A 15964-nucleotide genomic window follows, 5' to 3' on the forward strand; every position below is an offset into this window, starting at 1 on the left:
CAGGCCGTTCGTCAGGCCGCGGCGGCGGTCGCGAACAGCCGCAGAAGGCCTTCGTGACCGTCCGGGCTGTCGACGCCGCTCCGCACCGACTCGGCACCCTCGCCGTGGCGTTCGAACCCGCGATGCTCCAGCTCCACGCGGGTGGCGGCGGGGCCTTCGGCGATGAACCTGACCTCGATCTCACTGGCGTGCGAGACGTCCGGGTCGTACGCCCAGTCGCCGTTGAGCTGCCACGTCAGAACCACTCTGGAGGGTGGCTCGTAGGCGAGCACGGTGCCCCAGTCGCACTCGCTGCCGTCGACCCCGATCTCGTACCAGCGCCCGCCGACCTTCGGCTCCAGGACGACGTCGGACTGGGCGGCCTCGCCGATGCTGTGCTGACGCGGCCACCAGGTGCCGAAGCCCTCGGTGTAAACCTGGAACGCCCGCGCCTGCCCGCAGGCCACGGTGATGGTCTTGCGCACGGATTCGATCGTCTGCGTCATGGCTGTTCTCCACTTTCCCGTTCCGCCGCCTCCGCTGCCTGCGCGAAGGACGTCATCGCCTCGGACCACATCCGGTCGAGGTACGCCCGCAACCCGGCGATGCCCTCCGGCCTGAGCCGGTAGAGGCGTTTCGTGCCGGCGGCCTGGTCGGCGACCAGGCCCGCGTCCTTGAGCACCTTGAGGTGCTGGGACACCGCGGGACGACTGATCGGCAGCCCGTCGGCGAGCTCTCCGACAGCACGCGGCCCGTCGCGGAGCGCCTCGAAGATGGCGCGTCGCGACGGGTCGGCCAACGAGGCCAGCGCGTCGACTCCGTAAGTCGTCACGAACGGTAAGTTACGGCTTACTGAGCAGTGGGTCAACCAATCGGACCCCCAACGCAACGTTCCGCCGCCGAATAGCGGATCTCCGCAACGAACAACCCAGACGAGCAACGTTTCCCGGCTGAACTCCTCGCTCAAGCCACCTAACCTGAACGTATGACGACGTTTGCCTCGCAGCACGCCACGGCCGGCTTCATCGCGCTCGACGAGCAGTGGAGCACGCACAACTACCACCCGCTGCCGGTCGTGATCGCCGAGGCCGAAGGCGCCTCCGTGACCGACGTCGACGGCAAGAGCTACCTGGACTTCCTGTCCGGGTATTCGGCGATGAACTTCGGGCATCGCCACCCCGCGCTGATCGCCGCCGCGACGGAGCAGCTCGGCCGGGTGACACTGACCTCGCGCGCCTTCCACCATGACCAGCTGGGCCTGTTCTGCCAGGAGCTGGCCGAGCTGACCGGGACCGAGATGGTGCTGCCGATGAACTCCGGTGCCGAAGCCGTCGAGTCCGCGGTGAAGGTCGCGCGCAAATGGGCGTACCAGGTCAAGGGCGTCCCGGACGGCCAAGCTGAGATCGTCGTCGCGGGGTCGAACTTCCACGGCCGCACCACGACGATCGTCTCGTTCTCCACCGACGAGACGGCGCGAGCCGACTTCGGCCCGTTCACGCCCGGGTTCGTCACGGTCGCCTACGGCGATGCCGCGGCGCTGCGTGACGCCATCAACGAGCGCACAGCCGCGGTGCTGCTGGAGCCGATCCAAGGCGAGGCCGGCGTCATCGTCCCGCCCGCCGGCTACCTGGCTGAGGCCCGCCGCCTGTGCGACGAGCACAACGTCCTGCTCATCGCCGATGAGATCCAGTCCGGCCTCGCCCGCACTGGCGAACTCCTGGCACTCGACCACGAAGGCGTCCGCGCCGATCTCTACACCCTCGGCAAGGCGCTCGGCGGCGGCATCCTGCCGGTGTCCGCAGTAGTGGGCAGCCGCGCCGTGCTCGGTGTGCTGAAGCCGGGCGAACACGGCTCGACGTTCGGCGGCAACCCGCTGGCCTGCGCCGTCGGCCGCGCGGTCATCCGGCTACTGGCCACCGGCGAGTTCCAGCAGCGCTCGACGGAACTGGGCGCGCACCTGCACTCGCGGCTGGGCGCACTGGTCGGCCACGGCCTGTCCGCGGTCCGCGGCCGCGGCCTGTGGGCCGGCATCGACATCGCCCCCGGCGGCCCGAGCGGCCGCGAGGCATCGCAGGCACTGATGGCCGAAGGCGTGCTGTGCAAGGAAACCCACGACCACACCTTGCGTATCGCACCCCCGCTGGTGATCACCCGCGAGGAACTCGACCGCGGCATCGACGCCATCACCCGCGCCGTCACCCGGTAGCCCAGGTGGGCCACGGCCGCCGGCGGTGAGGTGAAAGGGACGTTTCTTGCGTTGAGCGCGCAATCGGCATATTCCCAGCCGGCCACGAGATCACGGCACAAGATCGTCAGGGACCCCGACAAGAAGGCGATCTCCTGACTACATCCACGCGGGCCGGGGAGAATCTCGTCGAGGATGACCGTGCCGACCCGGTTCCAGTCCCGCGGAGAGCTGCCGGTGTCCAAGTCGAAGCCACTGACGCCGGTATAGCGAATCGTCAGGTTCTCTTCGTGTTTCCAGCAGTTGTGCCGAAATCTGAGGATCAGATCGACCTCGCCGCCAGCGCCACCGAACTCGATCTGTTCGAGAGCCAGGTCCTTCACGCATCGTTTGCCGTAGTAGTCGTAGTGGCCAGAGTCTGTCGCGAAAGCCTTCGCACCCGGGGGCAGGTCTTCAGCGAAGCCGGCGAGTCGTTCCTGGTACTCGACCGGGGAACTGTAGTTGTCCGGCGTCCTCGCGACGACGTACTTCACCCGACCAGAGCCAAGACATCGTCGGCACAGCCCCAGGAGAGGGTGATCCCGGCGCCGCCGTGGCCGTAGCAGTGGATGACGTCGCCGACGCGCTCCAGGCGGACTTCGGGACGGTACGGGCGAAGGCCGACTTTCGTGCCCAGTATGGGAGCGTCCGCGAGGGCAGGGACGAGTTCCCGGCAGCGCCGGACGATGGCGGCGGCGACGTCCGGGTCCGGGTCGACGTCCGGCCGTCCGGGTTCCTCGGTGCCGCCGCAGACGACGTGCGTGCCGTGGGGGATCACGTAGGCGACCGGGTCGAGTCCTTGGTTGCAAGCCCATTCCGTCAAGCCCGGGTCGGCCAGGTGCACGACCTGTCCCCCGACCGCCCGCACCGAGTCGTCCCCGGCCAGGTCACCACCGCCGAGACCCGCCGCGTTCACGACCAGGTCCGCGTCGACGTCGTCCAGATCGTGCACGCGCCGGTACTCGAAGCGCACTCCGGCGGACGCGACGCCGGCGGCGAGCCGGTCCAGGTACACGGGGGTGTCGACGACGGCCGTGGTGAAGGTCAGCGTGGCGCCTTCCCAAGCCACGTCGTCCATCGCGACCGTCCACTCAGGATCGGGGACGCGCTCGGCGTGGATCAGCCGCCCCGGCATCATCCGAATACCCGGACCGCCCATCCCGCGGAATTCGGCCACACTCGTCGAGGTCCAAGCCGCACACCGGTCGAACGGCCGAGTCCCGGGCGGGTAGATCAACCCGCCCGCGATCGCGGAGGTCGTCTCCGAAGGCTTGCCCTCGCTGATCACCGTGACGGCGTGCCCGGCGTGAACGAGCCGCGAAGCGCAGCTCAGCCCGATGACCCCGCCGCCGACCACCGCCACCCTCATCGCGCGCGGACAACCCTTCGGTGCGACCAAACCGGTTCGTCCACCTCGGACACTTGACCGTCCGAATCGAACAGCACGTACCGGTCGAACGAGCGCGCGAACCAGCGGTCGTGCGTCACCGCGACAACCGTGCCGGTGAACTCGGCCAACGCGTCCTGCAACGCCTCGGCCGAAACGAGGTCGAGGTTGTCGGTCGGCTCGTCGAGTAGCAGCAGCGTCGCCCCGGACAGCTCGAGCAGCAGCACCTGGAACCGCGCCTGCTGGCCGCCGGACAGGCTTTCGAACCGCTGCTCGGCCGACGCCGCGAGCCCGTAACGGCTCAGCACACCGGTCGCCGACCCGCGTTCGCGCCCGGCCCTGCCCCCTTCACCGCTACCGAGAATGTCGATGAGTGTGCGGCCGACCCACTCAGGATGTTGGTGCGTCTGCGCGAACAGCCCAGGCACGACCCGCGAGCCCAGCCGGCAGACGCCGGTGTGCGCCACGCTTACGTCTCCGCCGAGCAGCCGCAGGAAGTGGCTCTTGCCCGACCCGTTGGCACCGAGCACGCACACGCGGTCGCCGAAGAACAGCTCCAGGCCGAACGGCTTCATCAGCCCGGTCAGCTCAAGGGACTCGCACGTCACGGCCCGGATCGCGGTCCGGCCGCCGCGCAGTCGCGGGTCGACCTTCTGCTCCCTCGCGGGGGTCGGTGGCGCGCCTTCCTCCTCGAACTTCCGCAACCGGGTCTGCGAGGCCCGATACCTCGACGCCAGTTCGTGGCTCATGCTCGCCGCGCGTTGCAGCGACGCGACAAGCTCCTTGAGCTGCTCGTGCTTCTCGTCCCAGCGCCGACGCAGCTCGGCCATCCGGTCCGCCCGTGCGAGGCGGGCTTCATGCCAGTTGCCGAACCCGCCGCCGTGCACCCAGCACGTCTTGCCTTCGAGCGACACGATGTGCGTCGCCGCGGCGGCAAGCAGCTCGCGATCGTGACTGACCAGCAGCACGGCCTTACCGGTCTCAGCGAGCTTGTCCTCGAGCCAGCGCTTGCCCGGCACGTCGAGGTAGTTGTCCGGCTCATCGAGCACGAGTACCTGCTCGGTCCCCCGCAGGAGTACTTCGAGCACGAGCCGCTTCTGCTCACCGCCGGACAGCGTGCCGACATCGCGGAACCTCGCCCGGTCGTACGGGACGCCGAGAGCCGCGACGGTCACGGTGTCCCAGAGCACTTCGGCGTCGTACCCGCCTGCCTCACCCCACGCGGTGAGCGCGTCGGCGTAGCGGAACTGCGTGGGCTCGTCGTCGACGTCCATCAGCGAGAGTTCGGCCGCGTCCAGTTCCACGGCGGCGGCACGCAACGCGGCGGGCGCGACGTCGAGCAGCAGGTCGCGCACGCTCCGGCCGTCCCGCACCGAACCGACGAACTGCGGCATCACCGCGAGCCCGCCCTGGATCTGGAACGAACCCGCAAGCGCCGGGAGCTCACCGGAGAGGATGCGCAGCAGCGTTGTCTTCCCCGCGCCGTTGTCGCCGACGAGCGCCACGACGTCGCCCGCCGAAACCCGGAACGAGACGTCCGAGAACAGGTCTCTGCCGTCGTTGAGGCGGTATGCCAGTGCGCTGGCTTCGAGGAATCCCACCCGGTCATAGTGTCCGATCCCCACCCGCGACGGCGACCGGGTTTCCCCGAACGCCTGCCGTAGGCTGCGCGGACGAGGCTTCAGGAGGGGTTTTGGTCGAGCGGAGGCTCGCGGTCGGATCGGCGGTCTGCGCGCTGCTGACGCTCGCGTTGGGGCTCGTCTACGCCGGTGAAAGCACACCCGGCCGAGTCGACGCGGCCGTAAAGTCGGCGATCGACAGCCGCCTCGGCAGCCACTCCACGGTCCTCTATTGGCTCGTCCTGGCCACCCAGCCGTATTTGTGGATCCCGGTGATCCTGGTCACGGCCGCGATCTGCCTACGTCTCCGTCGATGCCGTGACGCCGCCTTTGCCCTACTCGGCCCGCCGGTCGCGATCGGGCTCAACTCCTGGGTGCTCAAACCGCTGTTCGACCGCCACTACCAAGGTGTTCTGGTCTACCCGAGCGGCCACACGGTGAGCCTGGTATCGACGCTGACGATGCTGGCACTGCTCGTTCCGGCGGGAACGGCGACCAGGACCGTTCTCGGTGTCGGCACGCTGGGGCTCGTCTGCGCCTGTGTCGGCATGATCGGGCTGAGCTACCACTACTTCACCGACATCGTCGGCGGCACGCTCTTCGGCGTGACGGTCGTGCTGGCTATGGCGTCGTTGTGGCCGCGTCTCGGGCCAGCGCGGTCAACCGGCTGACAGCGCGCAGGTACTTCTTCCGGTAGCCGCCGTTCACCATCTCCTCGGTGAACAGCTCCGGCAGCGGCGACCCCGAAACGACGACCGGGATGGCGCTGTCGTAGAGCCGGTCGGCCAGCGCGACGAGCCGCAGCCCGACGTTCTGGTCGCCGGCCGGCCGCACGTGGCGCAGGTGCACCATCGACACGCCCTCGATCATCCGGCCGTACCGCGAAGGATGCAGCTTCGCGAGATGCTCGCACAGCGCGTCGAAGTCGTCGAGCGTCGAACCGGGATGGGCTTCGGCGGATGCCTCTAGCTCGTCGTCGCCGACCGGCTCGGGCGCGTCCGGCAGGCCGCGGTGCCGGAAGTCGGGACCGTCCACCCGGACGACCGAGAATCGGCTCGACAGCGTCTGGATCTCCCGCAGGAAGTCGTCGGCGGCGAACCGGCCCTCGCCCAGCTTGTCCGGCAAGGTGTTCGACGTCGCGGCGACGAAAACACCGGCGGCCATCAGCTCGCCCAGCAGCCGGGCCACCAGTGTCGTGTCGCCGGGGTCGTCCAGCTCGAACTCGTCGATCGCCACGAACCGGTGCTCCGAAAGCCGCGCGACCGCTTCGCGGAATCCCAGCGCACCAACGAGGTTGGTCAGTTCAACGAACGTCCCATACGCCTTGGGCGACGGCACGCCGTGCCACGTCGACGCGAGCAGGTGGGTCTTGCCGACACCGAATCCGCCGTCGAGGTACAGCCCCATCGGTCCGGTTTGGACCTGCTCGCCGCCGAACAGCGAGCGCAGCTTCGACTTCTTCGCGGGCTTGACCGCGACCCGTTCGACGAACGCCGAGCAGTCCGTGACGGCGGCGGCCTGGCTCGGCTCGTCCGGGTCCGGAACGTAGGTCGAGAACCGCACGGCGTCGAACCGCGGCGGCGGCACGAGGGCCGCGATCAGTTCCTCGGCGCCGATTTCGGGGAACCGATCGATGAGCTGTGCGGGCATGGGCCGAGCGTAGACGGGGAGTCACCTGCGACGACCACCACCGGGCAACGCCTATCCCCCGGTCGGGGGCGGTTTGGCTGCGTGCTGGGATAGTGCGTGTGCAGAGTCTGTGGCCAACACCACCAGCAGGCGGCAGCGCCGAAACCGTGAGCGACGCCGACCTCGAACGGATCTACGGCTATCCAGAGACCCTCACCGGTTCTTGGGTCCAGGTCAACTTCACCTGTTCCGTCGACGGCGCGGTCGCCATCGACGGGGTGTCCGACGGCCTGTCCCACCCGGCCGACAAGCGCATTTTCCTGATGGGCCGCGACCTCGCCGACGTCGTCCTGGTCGGCGCGGGCACCGCCATCGCCGAGGACTACCGCGGCGCCCGCTCCAGTGGCGAACGGGCCGAGCGGCGCGCGCGCCACAACCTCGCGCCCGTCTCGCCGATCGCGGTGGTGACCGGCAGCGCGTCGATCGCGCCGGATTCGAGCCTGCTGACCGACACCGCCGTCCCGCCGATCATCATCACCACCGAGGCCGCACCCGCCGAACGCCGCGCGAAGCTCGCCGACGCCGGCGCCGAAGTGCTCATCGTCGGCGATGAGAAGGTGGACCTGCGGGCCGCGCTGGCTGAGCTGGCACGCCGCGGGCTGCACCGGATCGACTGCGAGGGCGGCCCCAGCCTGTTCGGCCAGTTGATCGCCGAGGACCTCGTCGACCAGCTGTGCCTGACCATCGCGCCGCTGCTTGCCGGCGCCGGCGCCGGCCGGATCGCCGGCGGCGAGCTGCCGAGTGCCGCGCGAAAGCTGGAACTCGCTTCGATGCTGCACGAGGAGGGTTTCTCGATGCTGCGGTACCGCCGGAGCACAGGCTGATGGACGCGGCCGACGAGAAAGCTGACGAGAAACTCGTCGCCAGCGCGGTCCAGGGCGATCACGGCGCGTTCGACACGCTGGTCCGGGCGCACACGCCCAGGATGTACCGGGTCGCGCTGCGGATCACCGGGTCCGCGGCGGAAGCGGAGGACGTCGTACAGGAAGCGTGGATCTCGGCGTGGCGTGCCCTGCCGTTGTTCCGCCATGAGTCCGCGGTGTCCACCTGGCTGTACCGCGTCGTCACCAACAGCGCGCTCGCCAGTGTCCGGCGCCGCCGTCCCACCGTGTCACTGGACGCGGCCTTGCACGCCGAGCAACGCGGCGACGGCCCACTCCTCGGCTCCGGGGTCCTCGCCGACTCGCGCTCGAACCCCGAAGGCCAGGTGGTGCGGGCTGAGCAGATCGACGCCGTACTCGCCGCCATCGCCGAACTCGACCTCCCCCAGCGGGTCCCGCTGGTGCTGCGGGAGCTGGAAGGCCTCAGCTACGAGGAGGTCGCCGAGGTGCTCGAGGTCAGCGTGCCCGCCTTGCGCTCGCGACTGCACCGGGCCAGGGTGGCGTTGCTCGCGAAACTCAGGGAGCAGCGATGAGCACGAGGGACGACGGGCCCGCCGGCGATCCGCGGCAGGACCCGCAATGGGACTTGGTCCGCGCCGCGGCCCGCGCCACCGTGCCCACCCCGCCCGGTCTCATCGCGCGCGTGCTGCGGTCGATCGGCGGCGTCCGCGGGACGACGTCAGCGAAACCCCTTGAATTCGAGGTGGACGGCGACCGGGTGCGCGTCGACGAGCGGGTCGTGGTGCTGCTGGCACGCCGCCTCGGCGCGGACCTCGGCCGGGAAATCGGCGGCGTACATCTGTCCGCCGTCGCGCTCGAGGACATCGGCCTGCAGGTGCTGATCACGGTCGGCTACGGCGTCGTCGCCGACAAGGCGGCCGCCCTGCTGAGCACGCGCCTTCGGGCCGCGCTGACCAAGCAACTCGGCGAGCCGGCCCCGCCGGTCCACGTGCACGTCGTCGATGTCCACCCCGGCTGATACACCCGATCGGGCGATAGTGCGCAACGCCGGACCGAGGGGCGGCATCGTGACCAGTGAGACCCTGGCAGAGTTGCCGGACAGCGTGGCCAACCAGCGTCGCCACCCAGAGTCCGCCCAGCGCTACGGAGGAGTACGCCCCATGACGCAGCCGAGCACGAGCCGGCCCGATTCGATCGCGGCGCTGAACGAGGAGACGACGGCCGGCAGGACGACCATCTCCTCGATGGTGGTGCAGAAGGTCGCCGGGCTGGCCGCGCGGGAGGTCTCTGGCGTCTACACCCTCGGCGGCGGGGTGTCGCGCGCGTTCGGCGCGATCAAGGAACGCATCCCCGGCTCCGGCACGGTCACCACCTCCGGGGTCTCGGTGGAGGTCGGCGAAAAGCAGGCCGCGGTGGATCTCGATCTGGTGGTCGAGTACGGCGCGCGCATCGTGGATGTCGCGCGGGCCGTGCGGCGCAACGTGATCGCGATCGTCGAGCAGATCACCGGGCTCGAGGTGATCGAGGTGAACATCGCGGTCAACGATGTCCATCTGCCCGACGACGACGGCGAGCTCGAAAACTCCCGCGTCGAGTGATCACCGTGGCAGTCGTGGAGAAAACCCGGCAGGCACTGGACTTATCCGAGGAGAGACGATGAACGCAACGCAGACCGGCGTACTCGGCGGGCTCATTCTCGGCTTGGCCGCGACACAGGGCTTCACCGCTTTCCTGGTCACCCTCGCGGTCGGGGTGATCGGGCTGGTAGTCGGCCGGGTGGTCGACGGGCAGCTCGACCTGAGCGACTTGTTCGGCCGCGGCAAGGACAGCGACCGGTGAGCACGCCGGCACTGCCCGAGCCCGAGGAGCGCGGCACGCTCAGTATCGACCATGCCGTCGTGCGCAAGGTGGCCCAGCGAGCCGCGGACCAGATCGCGGGCACCGCGAAGGTCGAGCGCCGCGTCGCCGGGGTCGCGGTCGGCAGCCAGGGCGCCAGCGCGCGGGTTTCTGGCCGCGACAACGATGTCGACCTGCGTCTCGACGTCGCGCTGCACTACCCGGCGCCGGTGCGCGAGGTCGTCGGGACGGTGCGCGCGGCGGTCACCGAAGAGGTCGAGCACATCACTTCGTACACCGTCCGCTCGCTCGCGGTGACGGTGTCCGCGCTCGTGCCCGATGTGCCACCACGCGTGCGATAGGGGAACACAGTGCGCTTGTTCGTCCGTCTGCTTTCGACGCTGCTCGCCTTGGCCGCGGCGGCCGCCGGTGCCCTGCTCGTGCTCGAAGTCGGCTGGTACTGGGCGCGGCCGGCCCAAGCCAGGGAGTCCGGGCTGGTGGTGCCGTGGCCGGCGTGGCGCGATCAGCTCGGCGCGGTCGGCTGGGACTCGTTCGCGGTCCGCCTGATCGCGGGGATCGCCGCCGCCGCCGGGCTGGTCCTGGTGGTCCTCGCCGCCGTCGCGGGCAGCCGGGCCGTGCGGCTGACGGACCCGGCGGACGAAGTCAGCGTCACGACGTCGCCGCGTTCGCTGGCCAGGATGGTCGGGCAGGCCGTCCGCTCGCAGGACAACGTCACGAGCGCGTCGGTCACAGCCAGCGCGAAGCGGGTCCGAGTACGCGCGACAAGCCGTCTGGAGAGCGAAGGCGAGTTACGTCCGCGTCTCAGCGCCGTGGTCACGGAGTTGCTCAGCGAAGTACCGCTGGTCAGGCAGCCGAAAGTCTCCGTCGTCGTCGACTCCCCGAAGGACCGCGGATGAGCCGCCGCTCCACCTCTGCCAAGGCACTCGGCCGGTCCTATGGCACCGAGCGGGCGTTGACGTTCTCGGTCGGCCTGCTCGCGGTGCTCGTCTGCGCGGTGGTGTTCGGTGTCAGCTTCGGCCTGTTCGGCCGGTACCGGGCGCAGCGATCCGTGCTTGACCCGATGGCGCTCACCTGGCTCTGGCGGCATCCCACGCTGACCCAGTGCCTCGGCCTCGCCGTCGGAGTCGTGCTGCTGGTCGGCGGGCTGTGGTGGTTCTTCCGGTCACTGCGGCCGGAGGGACGCCCCGACCTGGAGCTCGACCGGACGCCCGATACCGCGCTGACGGTCACCGCCGCGGCGATCGCGGGCGCCGTGCAGGTCGACGCGGAGACCGTCGAGGGGGTCAGCCGGGCACGCGCCCGCGCGGTCGGCGACGTCGACAACCCGGCGCTTCGGCTCACGCTGTGGCTGTTCGCCGGCACGGACGTCAAGAAGGTGTGGGAGGAGCTCGACACGCGGGTCCTGGCCAGGGCGCGCGAGTCACTCGGCATCGACGTCCTGCCGACCGCCGTGCACCTCGAACTGGACACCGGAACCCGCAGCCGCGTCGTCTGATCTGAGGCAGAATGTCGGCCATGCCGCTGAAGCCGCCGATCAAGCCGATGCTCGCGCGTCCCGCGAAGGCGATCCCCGACTCGGGCGGGTTGCTGTTCGAGCCGAAGTGGGACGGCTTCCGCTGCCTGGTCTTCCGCGACAGCGACGAGCTGACGTTGCAGTCCCGTTCCGGCAAACCGCTCAACCGGTACTTCCCGGAGGTGCTCGAGCGGCTCGGGGCGACGTTGCCGGACAAGGTCGTGCTCGACGGCGAACTCGTCGTCGCCCGCGACGGACGGCTGGACTTCGACGCGCTGACCGAGCGCATTCATCCGGCCGAAAGCCGCGTGAAGCTGCTCGCCGAGCAGACACCCGCGGCCTATGTCGCGTTCGACCTGCTGGCACTCGGCGATGAGTCCTTTGTGGATGAACCGACCTCGGAACGCCGCGGCCGCTTGGAGAAACTCGCCGTCGAGGGCGTGCACCTGACCCCGGCGACCACGGATCCTCAACTGGCCAGGAAGTGGTTCGAACTCTTCGAAGGTGCTGGGCTCGACGGCGTCATCGGCAAACCGCTCGACGCCGCGTACTCCCCCGGCAAGCGCACGATGTTCAAATACAAGCACTCCCGGACCGCGGACTGCGTGCTCGCCGGACTGCGCTGGCACGTCGACGGCGAGCCCGGCGAAGCGGTCGGGTCGTTCCTGCTCGGGCTGTACGACGACGCCGGGATCCTGCACCACGTCGGCGTGGTCGGCTCGTTCTCCGTCGCCCGGCGGCGTGAACTCGCCGAGGAACTCGCGCCGCTGATCACCGACGGGGAGCACCCATGGCTCGGCGACGCGACCATCGAAGGCCAGCGTCTGCCCGGCGGGATCACGAGGTGGCGGGCGGGCGAGCATCCTTGGGTCCCGCTGCGGCCCGAGCGCGTCGTCGAGGTCGGCTATGAGCACACCGAAGGCGGTCAGCCATCGAGGTTCAGGCACACCGCGCAGTTCAGCCGGTGGCGCCCGGACCGTGAACCGTCCTCCTGCGACTACGGTCAATTGGAGGAGCCGGCCCGGTACGACCTCGATGCCGTGTTCCGCGGCGAAGTCCGGCGTACCCGCTAACGCGACCCCCACACCAGACGTGCGAGGCTCACTCGGACTGCCCCAGGAAGTGAGTGAGGACCCGCCCGTGCGCCGCCGTGGTTTCGCCAGCAGCCCCAGAGCGCATCTCAGCCGGAGCACGCGGCTCGCGCTGGCCACCACCCTCGCGGCGGCCGCTCTCGCGGGCTGCACGGCCGGACCGTCGACGCGGCCCGAGGTGATCGTCAACGACGGCACTGGAGCCCACCAGTCGAGTCAGGCGCCGCCCCCGCCGCCGGCTGTCCCGCTCCCCGCGCTGACCCCGCCGCAGTCGCCGAGCATCAGGTGGAGCGACTGCACGCAGGACACGCGCGACAGGCTCGGCCAGCCGGGTGTGCCGGACAACCTGGCGTTCTCGTGCGGCAAGGTCAACAGCACGCTGGACTCCCCGGACCTGCCGAACCGCGGCCTGGCCCGGATCGCCGTGCTCAAGGTCGGGACCGGCCCGATCCCGCTGGTGGTGGTCAACGACATCGCCGGCGACCCCGGCACGCTGTACGCCGCCCGCCTCGCCGCGGTCGCGCCGCCGGCGCTGCTGCAGAAGTTCTCGCTGATCGGCGTCGACCGCCGCGGCACCGGGCAGTCGATGCCCATGATGTGTGTGCCCGCCGGCGTCCGCCAGGACCTGCTGGACCAGGACCCGGCGTCCGGCGACCTCGACGGCATCCTGCAGGCCGCGCGCCGTGCCGGCCAGCAGTGCGCGATCGACCTCGACACCGCCACCACCGCGCTCGACAGCTGGCGGACCGCTGCCGACCTCGACCAGGTGCGCCAGCAGCTGGGGATGACCAAGCTCAACGCGTTCGGGCACGGTGACGGCTCGAAAGTGCTCAGCGAATACGCCGTCCGGTACCCGGGCCAGGTCGGCCGGTTCGCGCTCGACGGCGTGCCCGACCCGAGCACGGACGCCGCTGCGGTCCTCGACAGCGTCGCGGCCGGTCTGCAGGCGACGGTGACGGCGTTCGGCCAGGACTGCGCGCAGCGCGGGTGCGCACTCGGCGCGGACGCGGGCACCGCGATCGGCGCGCTGGTCACGAAGGTCCGCGCGACCCCGTTGATCACGCAGGACGGTAGTTCGGCCGGTCCCGGACTGACGCTGTCCGCGATCAGCGCCGGGCTCGCGCAACGCGCCCGCTGGCCGGAACTGGCGGACGCGATCAGCGCCGCGGTGGCCGGTGACTTCACCAAGCTCGAGGTGTTCTCCGACCCGCTGAGCCAGGAGACGCGGCTCAACCCGTCCCGGCTCGACGCGACGATTGCCACCAAGTGCAACGACTCCGCGACGCGCATGCCCGCCGACCAGATCACCAAGGTCATCCAGACGCTGCGGCAGAAGTACCCGCTGTTCGGCGACTTCACCGCGCGTCAGCTCGCGTGGTGCCTGCCGTGGCAGGGACGCTCGGAGCCGTTGCCGGCGGCCGGTGCGCCCGGCGCGCCGCCGATCCTCGTCGCGAGCACGGTCGTCGACCCGGTGACCCCCGGCGACGGCACGTCGAAGGCCGCCGACCAGATGCCGAGCGCGGTGCAGATCAGCTGGCAGGGCGCCGGTCACGGGGCTTTCGGCAACTCGACCTGCGCGACCGACGCCATCAGCTCGTTCCTCGTCGACGGCACCGTCCCCCGAGACGGCACCCTCTGCCCGGCTTGAGCCGGCTTCATTCGACTCAGGGGACCCCTGGTACGAATGGTTCGTGCCAGGGGTCCCCTGAGCCACTTGCTGTGGCGCGCTACTGGCGGTAAGACTCGACCTGGTTGACGGTCCGGGCCTCGGCCGCGTTCGGGTCCTCGTGGAACTCGGTGCGGGCGCGGCGCTGACGCAGCAGGTCCCAGCACTGGTCGAGGCGCTGTTCGAGCTCGCCGAGACGGCCTTGCTCGTCCACGGTCAGTCCTACACCGGTCACCTTGGAACGCAGTTCGTGCTCCTGGGCAATCAGCTCGTCGATGCGGCTGAGAATCTCGCCGTCGGCCATCTTCTTCCTCCTGGTCGTCCCCGCTCCGCGCACGACGCTACGCGCTGCGGCGGGAATGTGCGCGAGCCCCCGGTTTGTTGTCCCGGAGTATGAGCACTGTTGAGCTGACCGTGGAAAACTTCGACGAGGTCGTCTCCGCGAACGACTTCGTCGTGATCGACTTCTGGGCGAGCTGGTGCGGCCCGTGCCGCCAGTTCGCCCCGGTCTACGAGCGCGCGGCGAACAAGCACGAGGACATCGTGTTCGCGACGGTGGACACCGAGGCCCAGCAGCAGCTCGCGGCCGCGTTCGAGGTCCGGTCGATCCCGACGCTCGCGGTCATCCGCGAGAAGGTGCTGGTCTACGCGAACCCCGGCGCCATCCCCGAGTCGACGCTGGAAGACCTGCTCCAGCAGGCTCGCGACCTCGACATGGACGAGGTCCGCGCCAAGTCCGTCCCGCCCGCCGAGTCCTGACCCGGCAGCGTTACGGACCCGTCGGAGCCATCCTGATGGCGGCCGGCGAGTTGGCGTTGAACGCCACAAGGGTGGCCCCGAGGGGTCTTCGGCGTACGGCGGCGCGAGGCCGGGACGTCGTGTCGGGCTGCGGTCGACGGCAGCGGGGACTGGGGCGCGGCCTGTCCACGTGGACTGGATCGGAGGCCCAGGTCCGTATGGCTGGTGGGGCTGGTGGTGTCGGTGTGACTGCTGGGGTTGGCGGGTCGGGTGCCGTTGTGTACGAAACGTCCCCCGATACAAATGATTTGTACTCAACGTCCCCCGAGGTCGCTCGCGCGCGGGCCGCAACGCCACAGCAGCACCCGCTGCCCCATCAGCCCCACGGCAGCTGCGCTACGGAACCTGGCGGCGCTAGCTCTTGGTCACCAGGCCGCGGAGGAAGAACGTCAGGTTGGCCGGGCGCTCGGCGAGGCGGCGCATGAAGTACCCGTACCACTCGTCGCCGTAGGGGACGTAGACCCGCATCGACTCGCCGCCGCGGGCGATGCGGCTCTGCTCGTCGGGCCTGATGCCGTACAGCATCTGGAACTCGTGGTCGCCCGGCGCGCGCTCGGTGTCCAGCACCAGCTTCTCGGCGATCGCGATCATCCGCGGGTCATGCGTGGCGACCATCGGGTAGCCCTTGCCGCGCATGAGGATCGTCAAGCAACGGACGTACGACTTGTCCACGTCCGCCTTCTCTCCGAACGCGACGGAAGCCGGTTCGGAGTAGGCGCCCTTGCACAGACGCACCCGGGAACCCTCGCCCGAGAGGTCCCGGCAGTCCTGTTCGGTACGTCGCAGGTAGGCCTGCAGCACCGCGCCCACCCAGGGGAAGTCGACACGCAGCTCGCGCAGGATCCCGAGGGTCGAGTCGGTGGTGGTGTGATCCTCCATGTCGAGCGTGACCGTGGCCCCGACCGCGGCCGCCGCCACGCAGATCTTCCGGGCGTTCTCGAGCGCGATCTTCTGGCCGTCGACCGGGAGCGACTGCCCCACGGCCGAGAGCTTCACCGAAACGTCCGCGCCCTCGGCGACGCCGTCCGCCGCCAACGCGGCCAGCATCACCTTGTAGGCATCGACGGTCTTCGCCGCCTGCGCGGCGTCGGTGGTGTCCTCGCCCAGGTGGTCCAGGCTGATCCGCAGCCCGGTCGAAGTCAACTCACGGACGACCCGCACCGCGTCCTCGGGCTGCGACCCGGCGACGAACCGGCCCACCACCGACCTCGTCGCGGGCACGGTCTCGATCAGCGACCGCATCCGCTTCGAGCGGGCAGCGGCGAGCAACGGCGAACGCAGCATGGCGAACTCCTCGGT

20 protein-coding genes are annotated in these 15964 nt (G+C 70.0%); 13 read left to right on the plus strand and 7 right to left on the minus strand.

What is annotated here, in order from left to right; translation table 11 throughout:
* Window positions 1-11: 11 nt before the first annotated feature.
* Together JWQ81_RS16085 and JWQ81_RS16090 are read right to left on the minus strand one after the other, a co-directional pair.
* The gene (locus tag JWQ81_RS16085) at window positions 12-485 is read right to left on the minus strand and encodes an SRPBCC family protein (RefSeq protein ID WP_297542222.1); all 474 of its coding nucleotides are present in this window, start codon (window positions 483-485) and stop codon (window positions 12-14) included.
* Window positions 482-811, minus strand: a complete 330-nt coding sequence (locus JWQ81_RS16090; RefSeq protein WP_297542225.1) for a metalloregulator ArsR/SmtB family transcription factor — start codon at window positions 809-811, stop codon at window positions 482-484. The genes JWQ81_RS16085 and JWQ81_RS16090 overlap by 4 nt, the downstream gene beginning before the upstream one ends.
* Before the next feature lie 153 nt (window positions 812-964).
* Here JWQ81_RS16090 and rocD point away from each other — a divergent pair, with 153 nt between their 5' ends.
* On the plus strand, window positions 965-2185 hold the full coding sequence (gene rocD / locus JWQ81_RS16095; protein ID WP_297542227.1) for an ornithine--oxo-acid transaminase: 1221 nt from the start codon (window positions 965-967) through the stop codon (window positions 2183-2185).
* A gap of 508 nt (window positions 2186-2693) precedes the next feature.
* On the opposite strand, the gene JWQ81_RS16100 is transcribed toward rocD, so the two are convergent.
* Both JWQ81_RS16100 and JWQ81_RS16105 read right to left on the minus strand, forming a co-directional pair.
* Window positions 2694-3572, minus strand: coding sequence for an FAD-dependent oxidoreductase (locus JWQ81_RS16100; protein WP_297542229.1), 879 nt, complete (start codon window positions 3570-3572; stop codon window positions 2694-2696).
* A complete protein-coding gene (locus tag JWQ81_RS16105; RefSeq protein WP_297542231.1) occupies window positions 3569-5191 on the minus strand; it encodes an ATP-binding cassette domain-containing protein in 1623 nt (540 codons plus the stop codon). Before JWQ81_RS16105 ends, JWQ81_RS16100 begins: the two co-directional genes overlap by 4 nt.
* Before the next feature lie 92 nt (window positions 5192-5283).
* On the opposite strand from JWQ81_RS16105, the gene JWQ81_RS16110 reads away from it, so the two are divergent.
* Complete coding sequence (locus JWQ81_RS16110) at window positions 5284-5880, plus strand: phosphatase PAP2 family protein (RefSeq protein ID WP_297542233.1); 597 nt, start codon at window positions 5284-5286, stop codon at window positions 5878-5880.
* On the opposite strand, the gene zapE is transcribed toward JWQ81_RS16110, so the two are convergent.
* Complete coding sequence (zapE, locus tag JWQ81_RS16115; RefSeq protein ID WP_297542235.1) at window positions 5831-6859, minus strand: cell division protein ZapE; 1029 nt, start codon at window positions 6857-6859, stop codon at window positions 5831-5833. The two genes, JWQ81_RS16110 and zapE, sit on opposite strands and share 50 nt — an antisense overlap.
* A gap of 98 nt (window positions 6860-6957) precedes the next feature.
* Between zapE and JWQ81_RS16120 the strand changes: the two genes are divergently transcribed.
* From JWQ81_RS16120 to JWQ81_RS16165, 10 genes are all read left to right on the plus strand, one after another.
* Window positions 6958-7722: a pyrimidine reductase family protein gene (locus JWQ81_RS16120; RefSeq protein WP_297542394.1), complete on the plus strand. Its 765-nt coding sequence runs from the start codon at window positions 6958-6960 to the stop codon at window positions 7720-7722.
* Complete coding sequence (locus JWQ81_RS16125) at window positions 7722-8312, plus strand: sigma-70 family RNA polymerase sigma factor (protein WP_297542237.1); 591 nt, start codon at window positions 7722-7724, stop codon at window positions 8310-8312. Before JWQ81_RS16120 ends, JWQ81_RS16125 begins: the two co-directional genes overlap by 1 nt.
* A complete protein-coding gene (locus JWQ81_RS16130) occupies window positions 8309-8758 on the plus strand; it encodes a hypothetical protein (protein WP_297542239.1) in 450 nt (149 codons plus the stop codon). The genes JWQ81_RS16125 and JWQ81_RS16130 overlap by 4 nt, the downstream gene beginning before the upstream one ends.
* 142 nt (window positions 8759-8900) lie before the next feature.
* On the plus strand, window positions 8901-9338 hold the full coding sequence (locus tag JWQ81_RS16135) for an Asp23/Gls24 family envelope stress response protein (protein ID WP_297542241.1): 438 nt from the start codon (window positions 8901-8903) through the stop codon (window positions 9336-9338).
* Between the two features lie 58 nt (window positions 9339-9396).
* Window positions 9397-9579: a hypothetical protein gene (locus tag JWQ81_RS16140; RefSeq protein ID WP_297542243.1), complete on the plus strand. Its 183-nt coding sequence runs from the start codon at window positions 9397-9399 to the stop codon at window positions 9577-9579.
* Entirely contained in the window at window positions 9576-9938 is a 363-nt protein-coding gene (locus JWQ81_RS16145; RefSeq protein ID WP_297542245.1) for an Asp23/Gls24 family envelope stress response protein, read from the plus strand. Before JWQ81_RS16140 ends, JWQ81_RS16145 begins: the two co-directional genes overlap by 4 nt.
* A 9-nt stretch (window positions 9939-9947) precedes the next feature.
* Window positions 9948-10493 carry a DUF6286 domain-containing protein gene (locus JWQ81_RS16150; protein WP_297542247.1) on the plus strand — a complete coding sequence of 182 codons (546 nt, stop codon included), beginning with the start codon at window positions 9948-9950 and terminating at the stop codon, window positions 10491-10493.
* Window positions 10490-11092, plus strand: coding sequence for an alkaline shock response membrane anchor protein AmaP (locus JWQ81_RS16155; RefSeq protein WP_297542249.1), 603 nt, complete (start codon window positions 10490-10492; stop codon window positions 11090-11092). Before JWQ81_RS16150 ends, JWQ81_RS16155 begins: the two co-directional genes overlap by 4 nt.
* Before the next feature lie 11 nt (window positions 11093-11103).
* Entirely contained in the window at window positions 11104-12183 is a 1080-nt protein-coding gene (locus JWQ81_RS16160; RefSeq protein ID WP_297542251.1) for an ATP-dependent DNA ligase, read from the plus strand.
* A gap of 67 nt (window positions 12184-12250) precedes the next feature.
* On the plus strand, window positions 12251-13849 hold the full coding sequence (locus tag JWQ81_RS16165) for an alpha/beta fold hydrolase (protein WP_297542253.1): 1599 nt from the start codon (window positions 12251-12253) through the stop codon (window positions 13847-13849).
* A 79-nt stretch (window positions 13850-13928) separates the two neighbouring features.
* On the opposite strand, the gene JWQ81_RS16170 is transcribed toward JWQ81_RS16165, so the two are convergent.
* Window positions 13929-14171 carry a DUF2630 family protein gene (locus JWQ81_RS16170; RefSeq protein WP_297542255.1) on the minus strand — a complete coding sequence of 81 codons (243 nt, stop codon included), beginning with the start codon at window positions 14169-14171 and terminating at the stop codon, window positions 13929-13931.
* 89 nt (window positions 14172-14260) lie between these two features.
* Between JWQ81_RS16170 and JWQ81_RS16175 the strand changes: the two genes are divergently transcribed.
* Window positions 14261-14626 (plus strand): thioredoxin family protein, encoded by a 366-nt coding sequence (locus JWQ81_RS16175; protein ID WP_297542256.1) that lies wholly within the window; start codon window positions 14261-14263, stop codon window positions 14624-14626.
* Between the two features lie 393 nt (window positions 14627-15019).
* On the opposite strand, the gene JWQ81_RS16180 is transcribed toward JWQ81_RS16175, so the two are convergent.
* A complete protein-coding gene (locus JWQ81_RS16180) occupies window positions 15020-15949 on the minus strand; it encodes a proline dehydrogenase family protein (protein WP_297542257.1) in 930 nt (309 codons plus the stop codon).
* Window positions 15950-15964 lie beyond the last annotated feature (15 nt).

Source organism: Amycolatopsis sp., assembly GCF_025464955.1.
In the GTDB taxonomy this organism is placed as follows: domain Bacteria; phylum Actinomycetota; class Actinomycetes; order Mycobacteriales; family Pseudonocardiaceae; genus Amycolatopsis.